The organism is Rossellomorea marisflavi, from assembly GCF_009806575.1.
In the GTDB taxonomy this organism is placed as follows: domain Bacteria; phylum Bacillota; class Bacilli; order Bacillales; family Bacillaceae_B; genus Rossellomorea; species Rossellomorea marisflavi_A.
Genome location: NZ_CP047095.1, coordinates 428241 through 445173, shown reverse-complemented (window position 1 = coordinate 445173; position 16933 = coordinate 428241). Strand labels below are relative to the sequence as shown.

The window sequence follows — 16933 nt, the reverse complement described above, 5'->3', positions numbered from 1 at the left end:
TTTTCCTCAAAAGATATTGCCTAGTATTCCAGTAAGGATACTTTATATCCTATAAAAAAAGCATAAAACCCGTCACGGGTTTTATGCTTCTGCATCAAGATGCGTTCTCTTTATTCTTATCGTACTTGTAGTCACCTTCCCAGAACTCGGCATTTTTAACGCCCATCTTCTTGGAGTTATACACTGGATCGAGTCCCTGCTTCTTCTGCTGTTCATAATCCTTGAGGGCATTCAACGCAGGCTTGGCAAGGATCAGGATGGCAATCAGATTCAGCCACACCATGATCCCGAGTCCGATATCCCCCAACGCCCATGCAAGGGCTGCTTCTTTTACGGCTCCATAGAAGGTTGCAGCAAGAATGACGACTTTGAGGACCATCATCCCTACTTTGGCGCTTCTTCCTTTCATCAAGTAGGCGATATTGGTCTCAGCCATGTAATAGTATGCCATGATAGTCGTGAAAGCGAAGAAGAACAATGCAATCGCTACGAATCCGGCACCGAATCCAGGAATGACCGTTTCAATGGCAGCTTGCGTGTAAGCTGGTCCCGCTTCCACCCCTTCAAGGTTGGAGACGATCGTGGACTCATCAGGCGCAACCGTATTATAAGATCCCGTAAACAGGATCATGAAGGCTGTCGCTGTACAAACGAGAAGCGTATCGATATAAACCGATGCTGCTTGCACGAGGCCCTGTTTGGCAGGGTGGGACACTTCAGCCGCAGCCGCAGCATGGGGTCCAGTACCCTGACCGGCTTCATTGGAGTAGATACCGCGTTTTACCCCCATGAAATGGCTGAACCAAGGATCCCTCCAAAAATGGAGTTCGCACCGAAGGCACTGCTGAAGATCAAAGAGAAGACATCTGGAATCGCTTGAAAATTCACCCCGACAATCACAAGGGAAAGGAGGATATATCCAATGGCCATGAACGGCACCACATAGGAAGCCACCCCCGCGATCCTTTTCACCCCTCCGAGAATGATTACGCCAAGGAGCACGACAAGACCGATACCCGTTACGGTCGTACTCAGTCCGAATGCGTTCTCAAGCCCTAAGGCGATGGAGTTGGATTGAATCCCCGGCATCAGGATACTCATGGCGATCAGCGTGGCAATGGAGAACAGGACAGCGTACCATTTCCAGCCGATCCCCTTTTCGATATAGTAAGCCGGTCCTCCCCTGTATTCACCGTCGCGCTTTTCTTTATAGATCTGCGCAAGGGTGGATTCGATAAAGGCACTGGCCGACCCGATGAACGCGATGGCCCACATCCAGAACACAGCACCCGGTCCACCGAATCCGATGGCCGTCGCCGTACCGGCAATATTCCCGGTACCTACACGTCCCGAGAGCGACAGGGCAAGGGCCTGGAAGGACGATACCCCCTCCTTGGAGCTGCCTCCTTCAAACATCAGTTTGACCATGTCCTTCAAGAATCGGACCTGTACGAATTTTGTTAAGATCGAAAATAATAGTCCCACACCTAAACAAAAGTAAATCATGACCGGTGACCATAATACGTCGACAATGCTTCCTACAAATTCCGCCATTCTTTGTCCCCCTGTTATCTTTTTGATTTATCTAACTATTATGAATTATATTTTATCTGACACAATATAGACAATCTTTTTTTATTTCCACCCTTATACTGAACTGCTGAAAACCCTTGTGTAACAATACCTCACATGCCATTAATTTTTTTGGGGAAAATAGGATGAAGGGGGTGAAAACATGTCGAAACGCAAACTTTTAGTCCCAGGTTCCCGGGACGCCCTCAATGAAATGAAGGCGAGGATTTCCGGTGCCGATCGTCCGTCAGATGCAAAGTTCGAAGCTGCAAGAGAAGTAGGGGTTCCCCTCCAAAAAGGCTACAACGGTCACCTGTCGGCTGCTGAAAACGGGAGAGTCGGGGGACAACTTGGCGGCAAGATGGTCCAGGAACTCATCAAGATAGCCAAGGAAGAGATGGACCGCAACTAAAAGACCCCTTTATCCGAGAGGATCTGCCTGAGCTTGTCCAGGTCCCGGTAGATGTCTTTTTCCAGGGAACGATTATAAAAAATCGAGGCGGGATGGAACGTAGGAAAGAGAGAGTACTCTCCCTCCGTTTCTCCCCACTCCCTGCGTTCATAATCCTTCAGGCACTTCAATTTTGTCCGGATGGAGGTTCCATGGACAGAAGAGATGCTATATTTCCTTCCAACCAACCTCTGGAGACCGATATTCCCAAGGGTGACAACTTGTTTTGGCCTTACATGGGCCAGCTCATAATCCAAGATGGCCGCATGGGCGAACTGTTCTTTCATGTTCGGGGCCCGATTGACCCATTTCCTCTCCACCCTTCCGTCCTTCCTCTTCTTATCCACACGCTTAAATGGTCTGCTCCGCACCGCAGAGGTGAAATATATATCTTCCCTGCCAACCCCAACGTAACGAAACCATTCATCCAGTACCTTCCCGGCCCTGCCGCTGAATGGGATCCCATTATGTATTTCCGTTTCACCCGGCGCTTCCCCGACAATCATCAGGATCGGATCCAACGGTCCACGTCCATTCACGAATCCCTCACAGTCAAAAGGCTCCATTCTTTTCCTGCAGATGGTCGATATTTCTTCCGGTACGACTGTCATCTCGATTCCTCCTATATGCTTTTTTACACTATTCCCCATCCTCCAGCCGATCACGCATGTTTAATCCTCCTGTAAAAAAGGAATAGTAAGGACATAAGATGTTGAATCGAAAAGGAGATGGGATCGTGTCACAGAAAAAAGTGAAAGAGCAAGTATTGAAGGTGTTGGATGAAAGCAAGGTGGGGACACTCGCTACCGTTAAGGATAACAAACCTTATTCCCGCTATATGACCTACTATCACGAGGATCTGGTCCTGTACACACCAACAAGCAAGAAGACCGATAAGACCGATGAAATCGAAGAAAACCCCAACGTTCATATCCTGCTCGGCTACGACGGTGAAGGATACGGTGATACATTCGTGGAAATCGAAGGAAAAGCTTCAGTTGAACAATCGGAAGGATACAAGAAAAAGATATGGAATGATCACATGAAGAACTGGTTTGATGGACCGGAAGATCCGAATCTTGTCGTCCTTAAGATTGAACCCGTGGGGATCAGACTCATGAATAACGAAGAAGATTCTCCACAGACTTTGGATCTTTAAACAGCAGGCTATTGACAGAGTATGGAGCGCATGTTATTATTAGTGATTGTAGACTTGTAACATACTTTCAAACGATAGAGAAGATAATCTGTAATTCTCCAGTTGTTTGACATAAACAACTTATTCACACTGGATCGGCTTCGGAGCCGTTAGGATGTAAGAGAGGTAGGGCTTACGTCGTTTAGGTAGATCAAGCGACTAAGAAGAATTGCCCGCGGCTGTTTAAATTATCTTAAACGTAAAGAAATCAACCATATTCACTTGTGATGTTGCAAGTTACATGCACGCTCCTCTCCATAATAGAGAGCGTGGGAGAAGGCCGGTCGGGATGACCGCCTCCTCCGATGTAAAAGAACCCGAAGCGGGATCCCGCTTCGGGTTCTTTTTTATATGCTTTCCTTCAGCTGACTCTGATAGAGGCCCGCATAGAATCCACCCATCTTGATCAGGTGTTCGTGTGAACCGCGTTCAATGATCTTCCCGCCGTCCAGAACAAGGATCTGATCTGCCTGACGGATCGTGTTCAGCCTGTGTGCCACCACCACACTGGTACGCCCTTCCATCAATCGTTTAAGTGCTTCCTGGATTTTCATTTCTGTGATCGTGTCGATGCTGCTCGTAGCTTCATCCAAAACAAGGATGGAAGGCTCGGAAAGGATTGCCCTCGCAATGGACAGCAGCTGCTTCTGCCCCTGACTGATGCTCCCCTCGGTCAACACCGTATGATAACCTCCTGGAAGCTTCCGGATAAAGGAATGGGCATTAGCGAGTTTTGCCGCTTCTTTCACTTCTTCGTCTGTCGCATCAAGGCGGCCATAGCGGATGTTTTCCATGATCGAGCCCTGGAACAGGAAACTATCCTGCAGGACGAACCCCATATGGGAACGGAGGCTCTTCCGCTTAACCGAAGACAGATCCACTCCATCTATGAGGATGTCACCTGCATTGCGTTCGTAAAACCTGGAGATCAGATTTGTGATGGTCGTCTTGCCCGCTCCAGTCGGGCCGACAAGCGCTACGGTTTCACCGGGAGAAATCACAAATGAAACATCATCGAGGATCATTTCGTCTTCGCTGTATCCAAAGGACACATGATCGAAGACCACTTCCCCCGTCACTCTGGACAGTTCCATCGCGTCTCCCTCATCGACTGCCTCAGGTTCCTCATCAATAATCTGGAACACCCTTTCAGCACCGGCTATGGCCGAGAGGAGCGTATTATACTGATTGGCCAGTTCATTCAGCGGCCTGGTGAATTGCCTTGCATACTCTGCAAAAATCACAATGACCCCGATCGTGATGTAACCCCTTATGGCAAAGAGCCCTCCGATCCCGGCAATGACAGCAAAACTCAAGTTGTTCAATACATTCATGAGCTTAGGGATGAACCCCGAATACGTGTCTGCCCAAAAGCCAGCCTTCCTCAGCTTTTCATTCTTTTCCTTGAATTCCTGTATGGCGGTCTCTTCCCGGGAAAAGGTTTTGATGATGCTGTGACCGGAAATCGTCTCCTCGATATACCCGTTCAGTTCACCGATGTTTCCTTGGTATTCCTTGAAAAGGGGACCCGTCCTCTTCGTAATCCACTTCATCCCGAACACCATGAGGGGTACGACCGTCAGGGTGATCAACGTCAACAGCGGACTCAACCAGAGCATGACCGAAATGGTACCGAGGAGGGTCAGGAAACTTGAAATGATCTGAATGAACGAACTATTCAGCGTAGCACTCACGTTGTCGATATCATTCGTCACACGGCTCATCAGCTCCCCGTGCTTCCGCTTATCGAAGAATGGGATCGAAAGCTGATGCAGTTGATGGAACAAATCTTTCCTCATCCGGTGTACCGTTTCCTGAGCAATTCCGATCATCCAATAATTTTGGAACCATACAGAGATGGAATGAAGAATATAAATCAGGATCAACGCAATGAGCAAACGTCCGAGACCGGTGATTTCACGCGTGACGACATAGTCATCAATTGCCTTCCCTACGAGGAACGGACCTAGGAGGGACGCGGCAGAACTGATGACCACCATGACAATGACCATATAGAGAAGGACCCGCTGGCGTGAAAGGTAATCCCATATCCTGTGGAGTGTACCTTTCATGTCCTTCGCTTTATCATTTTTACCGAGTGTCTTTCTAGCGTGTCTCGACATGCCGTTCCTCCTCTCCGAATTGCGATCTGTAAATGTCCTGGTATAACGGGGAGTCGGTCAAAAGTGATTGATGATTCCCCTGGGCGATCAGCTTTCCGTCTTCAAGGAGAAGGATGATATCAGCCCCCATGGCGGTCCCTACTTTTTGGGTAATGATCAACGTTGTACATTCATACCCTTTTAACGCCTCGATGAGCTTCGCCTCGGTCTTCATATCCAGGGCACTCGTACTATCGTCGAGCATGAGGATCGTCGGTTTCCTGATCAATGCACGCGCAATGGAAAGACGCTGCTTTTGACCACCGGAAAGATTCACTCCCTTTTGACCGAGAACCGTTTCATATCCTCGGGGAAGCTCTCGGATGGTGTCGTGGATCTGCGCATCCTTTGCCGCCTGTTCCATCTCTTCTTGAGATGCCCCCTCTTTCCCCAGAGGAGATTTTCGGCAATGGATCCCGAGAATAAGACAGCTTCCTGCGGGACGTAGCCGATGGACGTCCGGAGTGAATCGAGTGGAATCCTGCCGTGGGGCTGGCCATCGATTTCAATCTCGCCAGATTGAGGGTCATACAGCCTGGGGATCAGCTGGAACATGGACGTCTTGCCCGCACCAGTCGCCCCGAGTACTGCCATCGTCTCACCAGGCTGAAGGGTGAATGTGATATCCTCAAGGGCATATTCTTCCGTGCCCGGGTATCGAAAGGAAACATCCTTGAATTCGACCTTCCCCTTTACCACCTGACCTGCCGTCCCTTCAAGATCCGTAATATCCACAGTGGTGTTCAACACTTCTCCCACTCGGCCTGACGATGCCTTCGCCCGCGAAAAGCTCGTGATGATAAAGGAGAAGATGGAGAACACCGACGAAATTCGGGTTACATAGGTGACAATGGCAACTACTTCCCCTACCTGTACCCCTCCGGTTGCCACCCGCTCACTTCCATGCCAAAGGATATACAGGAGGACCATATTCATGACGAGCATGAGTAAAGGCATGATGATTTCCATGAAGCGGAGGGCTTTCATCGTTCGATCCTTCAGTGAATCATTGGCTTCACCAAAGCGGGATTCTTCATATTGTCCCCTCGTATACGCCTTGATCAGTCTCATGCCCGAGAGGTTCTCTTTCATCACTTCATTCACCCGGTCAAGACGGATCTGGACCTTCCCGAACAAGCCCCACCCCTTTTTGAGGACCCATACAAGGAACAGCCAAAGCACAGGGATGACCAGAATCAGGATCATGGTAAGCCGGGCATTGACCAGAAGGGCCATGATGGTGGAACCGATGACCAGGAGCGGCGCCCTGAGCATGATCCGGAGACTCATGAAAATGGTATTTTGAATCTGCCTGACATCATTGGTCATCCTCGTGATGAGGGAAGACGCGGGAAGGTTTTGAAAGCTCGATTTGGAGAATGACTGGACCTTTTCGTACAGGGCCCCTCGCAAATCATATCCGAAGCCCTGAGAGGTATGGGCTGCGAAAAAAGAGTTGGCGATGCCGGAGAGGAAGGCGAACAGGGACATGGCCACCATGATGGCGCCCCATTTCAGCACGAGATCCAGATCCCCGGTCATGACGCCGTCATCAATGATCTTCGCCATGAATAACGGGTTGAAAAGCTCTACTGCAAGTTCTGTGAGCATGAACAGCCACGCTACAGCCATGGCCATGCGATAAGGTTTCAGAAAATGTATGACCTTCATATGTACTCCCTTCATTCCGGCGATCATATGTGGAGGAACCGCCGGCAATACCGATATATCGTTCCTTTCATCATAGCGCGTTTCTTGATTGTACGGAAGCCGAAAGATTTGCCCGAAGTCCTTTTCTCACCACCTGCGCCCCCAAAGATCCAATGACTACGAATGAAACTTTTTCAGCCCTGTTTCCGTATACTATGTTACGGATCAACCGATAAAGGGGGAGAAAATATGGGTGAAACAGGGGACATCATGTTCAACATTATGCCTGTCATAGTGGGGCTGGGCATCACCGTTGTAATAGGCATCTTTTTGTTTCAATCTTTTAAAGGTGTGAGCGAATGGAATAGTAACAATCAGTCTCCGCGCCTGTCATCCAGGGCCGAAGTCGTGTCGAAGCGGACAGAGGTTCACGGCGGCGGCGGAGATACGCGGGCACACACCAGCTATTACATGACATTTCAAGTAGAAAACGGCGATCGGATGGAGATGCACGTCAAGGGCCCAGAATACGGCATGCTTGCAGAAGGCGATGAGGGACTCCTCACCTTCCAGGGCACACGCTATCTCGGCTTCGAAAGGGATGGGCAATAAGTTGAAAAGAGGATGCCGCCACCGGCACCCTCTTCTTTTCTATATTGTTTCATCTCATCCTGCGCGCAGAGGAACTGAGCTTTGCGTTCCGGATCACCTGATTGATGACCTCGGAGAAGACGAGGCCGATCGCAATTGACCCGGAGATCATGAACGCCTTAGCCGCCAGATTCATGGCCATATTGTAGTCATTCTGGACAAAGTTCCTCATGGCATCATAGGCAATCCCGCCCGGAACAAGGGGGATGATCCCGGCAACACTGAATATGATCACCGGGGTTTTGTACATCTTGGCAAATATCTGCGATACCACCGCCACGACGAATGAAGCCGCAAGCGTCGCAATGACGGTATCGATTTCTACGGTGAACAGGACGATATAGATCATCCATCCGAGCATCCCGACGATACCGCATTTGAACAGCGATTGTTTCGGGGCATTGAAGATGATCCCGAAAGCGGCAGCCGAAATGAAGCTCGTCACCATATGTTCAACAACAAACATCACTCTTTATTCCCCTTCCGTTACAACAATGTGAAAACAACTGCAACCCCGCCTCCGATGGCAAACGCCGTCAGAAATGCTTCTGCACCCTTGCTCAAGCCAGATACAAGATGACCTGCCATCAGATCCCTGACAGCGTTGGTGATCAAGAGCCCTGGTACCAGTGGCATGACGGAGCCGATGACGATTTTATCAAGCTGGTGCCCGATGCCTGATTGGACGAATCCGAAGGCCAGCATGCCGATGATCAAACTGGACAAGAACTCGGAGAAGAACTTGATCGGCACGACCCGTTGGAAATAGATCAGGCAGATATATCCGACACCGCCCGTGATGGCAGCCGGAATAAAGTCATTCCAGGATCCAAGGAACATGATAAGGAAACAACCGCTTGCGATGGTGGCTGCCAAGAGCTGAAGTTTGAACGGGTAAGAAAGATCCGATTCATCCAGCTTCTCAAGCGCATGAAAGGCCTCTTCCACAGACAGATGCCCTTTGCTGATCTGCCTGGAGAGGCTGTTGACGAGCGTCACTTTCTCAAGGTCAGTGGAGCGCTCGTTGATCCTGATCAATTTGGTCTTGGTCGGCTCTTCTGTTTCAATTGAAAAGATGATACCCGTGGGCGTCACATAACTGTGGGATTCCTTGATCCCGTAGGAGGCTGCGATCCGCATCATGGTATCTTCCACCCTGTACGTTTCCGCGCCGCTTTGCAGCATGATTTTACCTGCAAGGAGACATACCTCCATGATATCGTATCTTCGCATCATTTTTGCTTCCATAGAATCTCTCCACACGATTGATTTAAGAATAGGTTTAGTTTAAAGGAAAGGAATTATGTTCGCAATGAGGACTCATCATCGTTCTTTATCGAAGAGGGTCCGCCGTCTGTGACGGATCTTTTTTTCCTGAGGGGTTTCCACTTCCATTTATAGAGGATATAGACGCTTGTGGCAGCGACAACAGCGCCGATTACAAGGTTTTGATAATGATCGATTGTACGCATGACGGTTTCAGGATCTCCTCCATAGAATTTCCCGAAGCTCAGGAGAATGAAGGTGGAGGGTGTGATCCCGAGCATGGTGAGGAAGGAATAGAGTTTCACATCCATCTTGGACATCCCGGCAACAAAAGGGACGACATTCCCCAGATGCAGAGGACTCGCAATCGCCACGCTCCAAATGCCATACTTCGTGAACTGATCCTGTGCAGCCCGAAGCTTTTGCCTGCGTTCAGGGCTGAGGCGTGCCTCCACCCTTTCACCGAGCTTATAACTAAGGAAGTAAGGGATATAGCTCCCTAAGACATAGAGGGCGCTTCCTGCAACGGAGACGAAAAAGAGCTCAAGCCACGATAGCTCCAACAAGAACCCGACGGTCACGATGAATAACGTACCTACAAATGGGAAGGCACTCCCTTCGATGAACAGGGAGAGGAGGATCCCCCACACTCCCCAATCCTGGGCAGCCTCCAGCATATATTCCGTCATGATCACCCCTCCTTCCATAGTCCTATTCCTGTTCATTTACCCCTGCTCTCCCCAAGTGAAACCCCCGCCAGCACAATAGAAAAAGACCGGCCTCAGCCGATCTTCACACTCACGCAGCTTTACGATTCATGGAACGTCCATCCTCCACTTTGACAAGTCGGGGTGCTGTAGCCACCAACGCGCATAAAACAATGGCGCAAAGGATCGCCGAACCGAGCATCGAAGCTCCGTTGGCAGCAAATGAAAACAGAACCGGCGACAGGTTATCCGGCGCCAAATACCCGAAGAAGAACACACCCGCGATGAAATGCCAGAAATAACGGGCCACGCTTCCGACCAAAATCGCGAGAAGCATCCAACTCAGCAGACCTTTCTTCCCCCATCGCGCACAGCGCTCTGGATCCGGCTGCTGAATAGTCCGGCCCCACCGATAAAGGCGAAAGCCACGAAATACTCAAGGAAGACCTGTACCGGATGAACGACCCAGGCTTCCCCGAGGGCGACCTGTAACAATCCCCAGATGAAACCGGCCAGCGTGGCCGCCTTGAAGCCCCTTCTGAATGCCAGCAGGAAGATCGGCACCATGGCCACATTAAATGAAATCGACGGTGTAAGCTTGATGGATGGAATCAGATCGACCACGACGGCAAGGGCAGCCATGATCGCCACTTCGATCAAGACGATGAGCTTCATATTCTTCATAAAAAAAATCCCCCTTTTCTATGAACGAAACCATTAGGGAGAATGCATGTACTACAAGGCAAAAAACTGCCTTCCACATCCCTACGCTAGTGCTAACTAACAGGTTCAAAGGGTCAGAACGGATCGACCGTTCACTCTCAGCAAAACAGCTCCCCTTGTGGTTACGTTTATGAAATTGATTACCTGTCCATTATAACGGAAGAGCGGGAAAAGGGCAAAATCATTCCGGCGCAGGCTCCAACGGATCGTGGCGGATGAAGATCGGCATGGCTTTCGGTGTGACCATGAAGCCATAGCGTTTCCCTTCCCCATCTTTATACGCAACGGAGTAGTCACCGAGCTGCGGGGAAAATTCCACAGAATCATACGATAATTTCAAATGCTCATATTTAAAGTTGATATACACGTTGGTCGCGATGCGGGCCGTGACGTGCTGTACTCCAGGAATCTGGTTTGCTGTCACGAAAAGGATTGCAACCAAAAGGATGCTCAGTGTCTTCTTCGACTCGGCGATCAGCTTCATTCCATCCCCTCCAACCAGTTCTTTCATACTAAATGAATCCCTTTTTATTATAGTATAAAAGAATCTGAATGATATGACAAAAAGATTCACCGATAATAGGTCTTTCGACTCTTTTTCCAGATATTACGACATCCTTCGGGGTAAAACGCCCCTGACAAGCACGTAAAAAGCACCCTGAAAGTTCAGGATGCTCTCTCTTAACCCAACGATACGTCCAAGATCATCATCACGACAAACCCCGCCATCAGACCCAGGGTGGCAAGATCCGTACTTCCTGAAGATTGGGATTCCGGTATCAATTCCTCGACAACGACAAATATCATGGCGCCTGCCGCGAATGCCAGGGCATATGGGAGGAGCGGCTGGATCATCAGTACGGCCGCTGCTCCGATGACTGCCGCGATGGGCTCTACGATAGCAGACATCTGACCGTAGTTGAAGGCGCGCCTCCGAGACATCCCCTCCCCTCTCAGAGGGATGGATAACGCGGCCCCTTCCGGCATATTCTGAATCCCGATTCCGATGGCAAGACCTATGGCCCCGATCAGGGTCGCATCGCCAAGACCGAGTGCCGCAGCCCCGAATGCCACCCCGATTGCAAGACCCTCTGGAATATTATGAAGCGTGATGGCAAGGAATAAGAGCGTGGATTTCTTGAACTTCGTCGGTGGTCCCTCCGCCTTTTCCGATGCGTTCCCGAGATGCAGATGGGGAACGACAAAATCCAGGAGCCGGATGAAAAGTCCTCCAAGAAGGAAGCCGACTGCCGGTGCAAGCCACGGAATCTGCCCGTTCTGCTCGCTGAACTCTATGGAAGGAGCGAGAAGGGACCAGAAGGAAGCCGCAATCATGACCCCCGCAGCAAAGCCTAACATCATATTCAATGTATGTTTCTCGATCTTTCTGAAGAAGAAGACCGCAGAGGCCCCCAATGCCGTAAGCCCCCAGGTCACCATTCCGCCAAAAAGAGCCTGAAGAGCAGGATTAAGTCCACCTAACCAATCAAGGAACACATTAAGCCCTCCCTTTCGTCCTCTATCATCATTCCACTTTACGACGTTACCCATTCTCCCCTATGTATATGCCTATATCTGCAAATGGTGTTATCCGAGTGGATTTCCAGGCAGGCCAAAAAAAGCCGGATGCGCCTAAAGGCGTTCCGGCTCATTCCGGCCCTTGATCAACCATTTCCAGCAGCCAAGGTTCACCGCAGCCACTAACAACCCATACCCGTAGATGCCAAAAGGAATCTTGAGTACCAAGTAGTGCAGACCTGCCAATGCTCCAGCTAGGAAGAAGAAGGGGATGATTTTGAGGGTTTCGCTCTGGGCCATCCCCTCGAAACTCTCTGAAAATGGAAGAACCTGATTCATCCACACACTGCAGATGACCGTAATGATACACATGATCATGAAGATGACAATGAGATCCGGGATGATCACCGGTCCATAAAGGAAAATACATGCAAGGGCAAGGACCATGTACACCGGAAGGAACAGCTTCACAAGGAAGGCTTTCAAAGTCCCTTTATAGACCGATTCCACCCGGGTCACGGGAGCCACCCTGTAGATCCAGGACCCTTTATGCCTTCCGGAATAATTCAGCATCATGACGACCGACGGGGCAACGATGAGACTGACATAGACGGCCAGATAAGATTTACTTCCATGAAGATCCCAGATGGAAAGGCCAGGCCTCGTAAAAATGAAAAGAAACGGAAGGATCAAGGCAAAGCCCAATGAAGGATAGACTTTGAGCTTGAAGTCCCTCTCCGTCCTCATCATTTTTTGGGCAAATCGGTAAAACGCACGTTCCTCCTGATTCCGGCAAAGCACCTTAAGGAATCGATTGCTTTTCACCCTCCGCTTCCTTCCGCCGGCTTGTGCCGAGAGCTTATGAAGATTGCGCTCGAACTGTGGAAGTGCCTTGATGTAGATGAACAGTGCAGCGAGAGGTACCAGCACAAAAAGAATCGACATGATGAGTACCACGCTGGAGTGATTCCCATTGAGGACATATTCAAACGGCGCACCGAACCAAAGGGGCGGGATCAACACCGTCCACCACTCCGGTGAAAAGGACATATTCACATCCACGAGGTCAAACGCCCTCGCTGCCAGCTGATAGGCTATGGCAATCCCGACGGAGAGACCGATCTGGACATAGTTGATCATATCCTTCAGCTTCTCACCATCAAAAAACTTCAAAACATAATAGTACATCAGGGCCGTCATGGCCAGGATGAGAAGATCGAGAAGCACGATTCCCACCAGGAATAAAAGGAAAAAGACAAACCCATTTAAGAAGAACGAAACCACAAGTGGGATGATCGTCAATGCTCCGGTCAGGAAGAACAGGTAAAAGAATACATGGAGCGCCTTCGCCATCGAGATATCCTTCCGCTGGACCGGTTTGGTGAAAAGGATCGTGGAATCACGCACATCCAGGATCACCACGGAAAAATCCGAAATCATCGAGGTGCTGGTCATGAAGAAGATGACGGAGAAAATCAGCGTCATTTGAAACAGATACATATCCCCGAAGAACAGGATCGGAAGCAGGAGCAATCCATATAAGGCATACACCCAAAGCGATTTGATGAACCGGTTCCCGTCCTTTTCATTTTTCACCTTCCCTTGCTGGAAGATGGTAGGGACCCTCCTACCGTCCATGGTCCACTTCATGTGGAGGATCTTGCGGATCACAGGATAATCAAAGCCGAAAATCGCGAACAGCCCCTTGAATGCATCAAGGACCTTCAACGTTGGAAATGTCCTCATGATTACACTCCCCTTACGACAGAAACAATCTCAGACGCCGTCTCCTTATGCTCTGTGAAGCCTGTCAGCTGATTGAAGATCTCTTCGAGGGAACCTTCTAAATTCTGATTCTTCAACTCTTCAAAACTCCCATCCGCAGCGACCGCCCCCTGATGAAGGAGGATGATGCGACTGCTGATCTTTTCGACTACATCCATGATGTGGGAGGAGTAAAAAATCGTCTTGCCTTCCGCAGCAAGCAGTGCCAGGAGTTCTTTGAAGATCATCACAGAATTGGCGTCGAGACCATTGATCGGTTCATCAAGGAACAGGATATCAGGATCATGAAGAAGACTCGCGATGATGAGGGTTTTCTGTTTCATCCCCTTTGAGTAGGATGCGATCCTGGAATGATACACGTCGGACAAACCAAAGAGGCTCATCAGCTTTTCCGCTTTCGCATCAGCCTCAACCGGGTCCATCCCATAAAGCTCCCCACTGAAGGTCAGATACTCCTGGCCCGTGAGATTATCATAAAGGTCGGCAAGCTCAGGCACATACCCTATCCTTTTTTTGTATTCAACAGAGGTAGAGGTGATTTCTTCACCGAACAGCCTCACCGAGCCGGAATCACTTTCTTCAAGGCCGAGGATGATTTTCACCGTCGTGCTCTTACCGGCCCCGTTTCGACCGATGTACCCGATGATCTGCCCCGGGAACACGTCAAGGTCTACTCCTTTTAATACTTCCTTTCCATTGTAGGTTTTCTTCAGTTGATGCAGTGAGAGAATTGGTTGATTCGTTTCCATGCTATACTCCTTTGCTAAAACAGTATCTTCCAATGGTAACATAAATTCATATCCATTTCTTTTCCTTCTGCGCCATTCATTGACAAAGACTGGCATTCGATAGACAATGAGTACAGTAGATTTGCGAAGGAGAGCCCTATGACGACACATTCACTAGCACTATATGAGTATCTGAACGAAAATGCCTATCATTTCACAGAGGAATGGGCCAACCGTCAACGTGTAAAGTACGGATCCCATTACTCCTCTGATGCACCGCGGGATGTGCAGGAGAGGGTGAAGGAGCAGAACGCCACCTATGCCAGGCTCCTGGCAAAATGCCTCATCCGTCCCGAAGAAGAGATGAAAGAAGCGATTGATGAGTGGACGAAGAAAACAGCTGCCGATCGAAGCCGCTCCACCACCACCCTTGATGAAGTGGTACGGAATTCCGCTGTCTTCAGGAGGGTCTATTGGAACTTCGTCAAAAAATTCGTCAACGAATCCGATCTTGAAATCGGTGTAGAGGAAATCTTCCTTTGGGAAGAACAGTTGAACAGCTCCCTCGACTACGTACTCGAACGCTTCACTTCCCATTATTTGACATACATCATGGATAGACTTCAAGCCCAGTCCGATCTGATTAATGAATTGAGCTCGCCCGTCATCTCCCTTACGGATGAGATCGGTCTCCTCCCCCTCATCGGTGAGATCGACACAGCAAGGGCAAGGAGCATACTGGAAGGAACGCTTCAGCAGAGCTCCGACTCACAGCTCTCCACCCTGATCATCGACCTTTCCGGTGTCCTTCTCATCGACACGATGGTCGCGCAGCAGCTGTTCCATCTCGTGGATGCCCTTAACCTTCTCGGCGTGAAATCGATCTTGACCGGGATCCGCCCCGAAGTGGCCCAGACAGCGATTCATCTAGGACTGGACTTCTCGGAAGTGCGCACGGAGAATTCACTGAAACGGATCATGACGTCTATCTTTGCCATATAAAAAAGAGGGTAGGACAAAACAAAAAAGGGATCATACAATGACGAACAATAGCAGTGTAGGTTCTTAATACCGCTAATGATTTCCGTGCAAGACTTCGCTTTCCGCGGGTAGCCCGTGAGCCTCCTCGGCATGTGCACTGGACCCAAATTATTGGACACCCACTTTTTGATTCATTCGTTGTGTGTACAGTCGGTATTCTACCGGGCTCTTTTTACCGAGCGTAGACTTAATTCGCAAGTGGTTGTAGTAATCCATGTATTCTTCTAATTTTCGGTTGAACTCCTTGAGGTTCCGAAAAGTTTCTCTGTAGAGAAACTCTGATTTCATGATGCCGAAGAAATTCTCCATCACGGCGTTGTCATAACAGTTTCCCTTCCGAGACATACTCTGAGTGATGTGATGGTCCTTGAGTATCCTTCGGTACTTAGGCATGCGATAGTGCCAGCCCTGATCAGAGTGAAGAAGAAGGTCATCGCCTTCACGTAGACGTTCGACTCCTTGAAGTAACATCGTTTCTACTAAATCAAAGCTAGGTTTCGTGTGAAGCGTGTACGTAATGATTTCTCGATTAAACAGGTCTAACATCGCGGACAAGTACAGTTTCTGTCCGGCAATCTTGAATTCCGTCACATCGGTTACCCATTTTTGGTTCGGTTTCGATGCCATGAATTTTCGGTCGAGGGTGTTGGGCGCCGCTTTTCCAACTTCCCCTTCATAAGACCGGTATTTCTTCTTTCTTACCAGGCACTGGAGCCCTAGGGCTTTCATAATGCGAAGGACTTTCTTTTTATTGATGTCATACCCTTTTGCCTGGAGTACATCCGTAATCCGACGGTAACCATAACGGCCTGAATGACGGCGGAAGATCAAGGTAATTCTTCTTTTCCACTTCCGATCAGGATCGGGTTGGTCCCACTGTTTTTTGATGAAGTAATAGGTGCTTCTAGGGAGGTTCGCTACTTTGATGAGCTGAATCACCGGGAACGCATTCCTTAGTTCAAATACTACTTTCGCTTTGATCTGTTTGGTGATGATTCCTCCTGAACTAAGGCTCTCAGCTTTTTTAAATAAGCATTCTCCATCTCTAAATAGGCGGCGTGTGCTCGTAGCTCTTCGGGAGTCATGTCTTCTAATTTCTTATGTTGATTGGGTGGTTTAGGAGTCATCGTCAAGGCCCTCATTTCCTTTGAATCGAAGGCATCTCGTCCCCTTTTCTCCCACTTTCTCAACCACCTGCGCACAATACAGGGATCGGGAAGGTGGAAATAGGCAGATGCCTCTCGAATGGAGTAATTCTTGTCCGTAATATAGTGAAGTACCTTTAGTTTAAAGGCAGGAGAATACGTTGTATAGGGAAAAGAAAAGGCTTGATCACCATGATGGCGAACCAACTTGACCCAATAGCCCAGCGCAGCAGCATCCACGCCTTCTTGTGAAGCTAAATCTCGAAAACTAACCGTTTCATCCTCCAAGTAACGTTTGGCCAGTTGAAGTTTAAACGTACGGGTGTGCTTGTTCAT

General features: G+C 49.3%; 15 protein-coding genes, 3 pseudogenes and 1 riboswitch. Of the genes and pseudogenes, 4 read left to right on the top strand and 14 right to left on the bottom strand.

The genetic code is table 11. From position 1 onward, the window contains the following. Positions 1–94 precede the first annotated feature (94 nt). A pseudogene (locus tag D5E69_RS02355) lies at positions 95–1554 on the bottom strand (alanine/glycine:cation symporter family protein). Positions 1555–1735: 181 nt separating this feature from the next. Between D5E69_RS02355 and D5E69_RS02350 the strand changes: the two are divergent. After that, positions 1736–1984, top strand: coding sequence for an alpha/beta-type small acid-soluble spore protein (locus tag D5E69_RS02350; protein ID WP_048014892.1), 249 nt, complete (start codon positions 1736–1738; stop codon positions 1982–1984). Here the strand turns inward: D5E69_RS02350 and D5E69_RS02345 are convergent. Continuing rightward, positions 1981–2634 carry a uracil-DNA glycosylase gene (locus D5E69_RS02345; protein WP_048005765.1) on the bottom strand — a complete coding sequence of 218 codons (654 nt, stop codon included), beginning with the start codon at positions 2632–2634 and terminating at the stop codon, positions 1981–1983. The two genes, D5E69_RS02350 and D5E69_RS02345, sit on opposite strands and share 4 nt — an antisense overlap. A 125-nt stretch (positions 2635–2759) precedes the next feature. Between D5E69_RS02345 and D5E69_RS02340 the strand changes: the two genes are divergently transcribed. Beyond that, on the top strand, positions 2760–3182 hold the full coding sequence (locus D5E69_RS02340) for a pyridoxamine 5'-phosphate oxidase family protein (RefSeq protein WP_048012171.1): 423 nt from the start codon (positions 2760–2762) through the stop codon (positions 3180–3182). 386 nt (positions 3183–3568) lie between these two features. Here the strand turns inward: D5E69_RS02340 and D5E69_RS02335 are convergent, their stop codons facing one another. Further along, on the bottom strand, positions 3569–5344 hold the full coding sequence (locus D5E69_RS02335; protein WP_048012170.1) for an ABC transporter ATP-binding protein: 1776 nt from the start codon (positions 5342–5344) through the stop codon (positions 3569–3571). Beyond that, positions 5328–7054: pseudogene (locus D5E69_RS02330) on the bottom strand (ABC transporter ATP-binding protein). Before D5E69_RS02330 ends, D5E69_RS02335 begins: the two are co-directional and overlap by 17 nt. A 228-nt stretch (positions 7055–7282) precedes the next feature. Between D5E69_RS02330 and D5E69_RS02325 the strand changes: the two are divergent. Next, positions 7283–7645 carry a DUF2500 domain-containing protein gene (locus D5E69_RS02325; protein WP_048005769.1) on the top strand — a complete coding sequence of 121 codons (363 nt, stop codon included), beginning with the start codon at positions 7283–7285 and terminating at the stop codon, positions 7643–7645. A 49-nt stretch (positions 7646–7694) separates the two neighbouring features. Here D5E69_RS02325 and D5E69_RS02320 read toward each other — a convergent pair whose 3' ends face one another. The 9 genes from D5E69_RS02320 to D5E69_RS02285 all read right to left on the bottom strand — a co-directional run bounded on the left by D5E69_RS02320 (position 7695) and on the right by D5E69_RS02285 (position 14432). Then, entirely contained in the window at positions 7695–8150 is a 456-nt protein-coding gene (locus D5E69_RS02320; RefSeq protein WP_048005770.1) for a threonine/serine exporter family protein, read from the bottom strand. Between the two features lie 20 nt (positions 8151–8170). After that, on the bottom strand, positions 8171–8932 hold the full coding sequence (locus tag D5E69_RS02315; RefSeq protein ID WP_048005771.1) for a threonine/serine exporter family protein: 762 nt from the start codon (positions 8930–8932) through the stop codon (positions 8171–8173). 53 nt (positions 8933–8985) lie between these two features. Continuing rightward, positions 8986–9639: a DedA family protein gene (locus D5E69_RS02310; protein WP_159129142.1), complete on the bottom strand. Its 654-nt coding sequence runs from the start codon at positions 9637–9639 to the stop codon at positions 8986–8988. A 109-nt stretch (positions 9640–9748) separates the two neighbouring features. Next, positions 9749–9994 carry an energy-coupled thiamine transporter ThiT gene (locus D5E69_RS24025; RefSeq protein ID WP_430757490.1) on the bottom strand — a complete coding sequence of 82 codons (246 nt, stop codon included), beginning with the start codon at positions 9992–9994 and terminating at the stop codon, positions 9749–9751. Positions 9995–9999: 5 nt separating this feature from the next. After that, positions 10000–10341 (bottom strand): energy-coupled thiamine transporter ThiT, encoded by a 342-nt coding sequence (gene thiT, locus D5E69_RS24020; RefSeq protein ID WP_430757489.1) that lies wholly within the window; start codon positions 10339–10341, stop codon positions 10000–10002. Positions 10342–10402: 61 nt separating this feature from the next. After that, positions 10403–10507: riboswitch (TPP riboswitch) on the bottom strand. A 54-nt stretch (positions 10508–10561) separates the two neighbouring features. After that, on the bottom strand, positions 10562–10891 hold the full coding sequence (locus D5E69_RS02300) for a hypothetical protein (RefSeq protein WP_048012166.1): 330 nt from the start codon (positions 10889–10891) through the stop codon (positions 10562–10564). Positions 10892–11061: 170 nt separating this feature from the next. Continuing rightward, positions 11062–11820: a ZIP family metal transporter gene (locus D5E69_RS02295; protein ID WP_048005783.1), complete on the bottom strand. Its 759-nt coding sequence runs from the start codon at positions 11818–11820 to the stop codon at positions 11062–11064. Between the two features lie 192 nt (positions 11821–12012). Next, positions 12013–13644 carry a hypothetical protein gene (locus D5E69_RS02290; protein WP_048012165.1) on the bottom strand — a complete coding sequence of 544 codons (1632 nt, stop codon included), beginning with the start codon at positions 13642–13644 and terminating at the stop codon, positions 12013–12015. A gap of 2 nt (positions 13645–13646) precedes the next feature. Next, entirely contained in the window at positions 13647–14432 is a 786-nt protein-coding gene (locus D5E69_RS02285; RefSeq protein ID WP_148797200.1) for an ABC transporter ATP-binding protein, read from the bottom strand. Positions 14433–14570: 138 nt separating this feature from the next. Between D5E69_RS02285 and D5E69_RS02280 the strand changes: the two genes are divergently transcribed. Beyond that, the gene (locus D5E69_RS02280) at positions 14571–15413 is read left to right on the top strand and encodes an STAS domain-containing protein (RefSeq protein ID WP_048005777.1); all 843 of its coding nucleotides are present in this window, start codon (positions 14571–14573) and stop codon (positions 15411–15413) included. Positions 15414–15560: 147 nt separating this feature from the next. Here D5E69_RS02280 and D5E69_RS02275 read toward each other — a convergent pair. Continuing rightward, positions 15561–16933: pseudogene (locus D5E69_RS02275) on the bottom strand (IS3 family transposase).

What these genes read in the sequence shown, in the direction of transcription:
- D5E69_RS02320 (WP_048005770.1), bottom strand. Translation starts at nt 8,150, where the DNA reads ATGTTTGTTGTTGAACATATGGTGACGAGCTTCATTTCGGCTGCCGCT.
- thiT (WP_430757489.1), bottom strand. Translation starts at nt 10,341, where the DNA reads ATGAAGAATATGAAGCTCATCGTCTTGATCGAAGTGGCGATCATGGCT.
- D5E69_RS02280 (WP_048005777.1), top strand. Translation starts at nt 14,571, where the DNA reads ATGACGACACATTCACTAGCACTATATGAGTATCTGAACGAAAATGCC.
- D5E69_RS02300 (WP_048012166.1), bottom strand. Translation starts at nt 10,891, where the DNA reads ATGAAAGAACTGGTTGGAGGGGATGGAATGAAGCTGATCGCCGAGTCG.
- D5E69_RS24025 (WP_430757490.1), bottom strand. Translation starts at nt 9,994, where the DNA reads ATGCTTCTCGCGATTTTGGTCGGAAGCGTGGCCCGTTATTTCTGGCAT.
- D5E69_RS02335 (WP_048012170.1), bottom strand. Translation starts at nt 5,344, where the DNA reads ATGTCGAGACACGCTAGAAAGACACTCGGTAAAAATGATAAAGCGAAG.
- D5E69_RS02285 (WP_148797200.1), bottom strand. Translation starts at nt 14,432, where the DNA reads ATGGAAACGAATCAACCAATTCTCTCACTGCATCAACTGAAGAAAACC.
- D5E69_RS02295 (WP_048005783.1), bottom strand. Translation starts at nt 11,820, where the DNA reads ATGGTGACCTGGGGGCTTACGGCATTGGGGGCCTCTGCGGTCTTCTTC.
- D5E69_RS02345 (WP_048005765.1), bottom strand. Translation starts at nt 2,634, where the DNA reads ATGACAGTCGTACCGGAAGAAATATCGACCATCTGCAGGAAAAGAATG.
- D5E69_RS02290 (WP_048012165.1), bottom strand. Translation starts at nt 13,644, where the DNA reads ATGAGGACATTTCCAACGTTGAAGGTCCTTGATGCATTCAAGGGGCTG.
- D5E69_RS02315 (WP_048005771.1), bottom strand. Translation starts at nt 8,932, where the DNA reads ATGGAAGCAAAAATGATGCGAAGATACGATATCATGGAGGTATGTCTC.
- D5E69_RS02310 (WP_159129142.1), bottom strand. Translation starts at nt 9,639, where the DNA reads ATGACGGAATATATGCTGGAGGCTGCCCAGGATTGGGGAGTGTGGGGG.
- D5E69_RS02350 (WP_048014892.1), top strand. Translation starts at nt 1,736, where the DNA reads ATGTCGAAACGCAAACTTTTAGTCCCAGGTTCCCGGGACGCCCTCAAT.
- D5E69_RS02325 (WP_048005769.1), top strand. Translation starts at nt 7,283, where the DNA reads ATGGGTGAAACAGGGGACATCATGTTCAACATTATGCCTGTCATAGTG.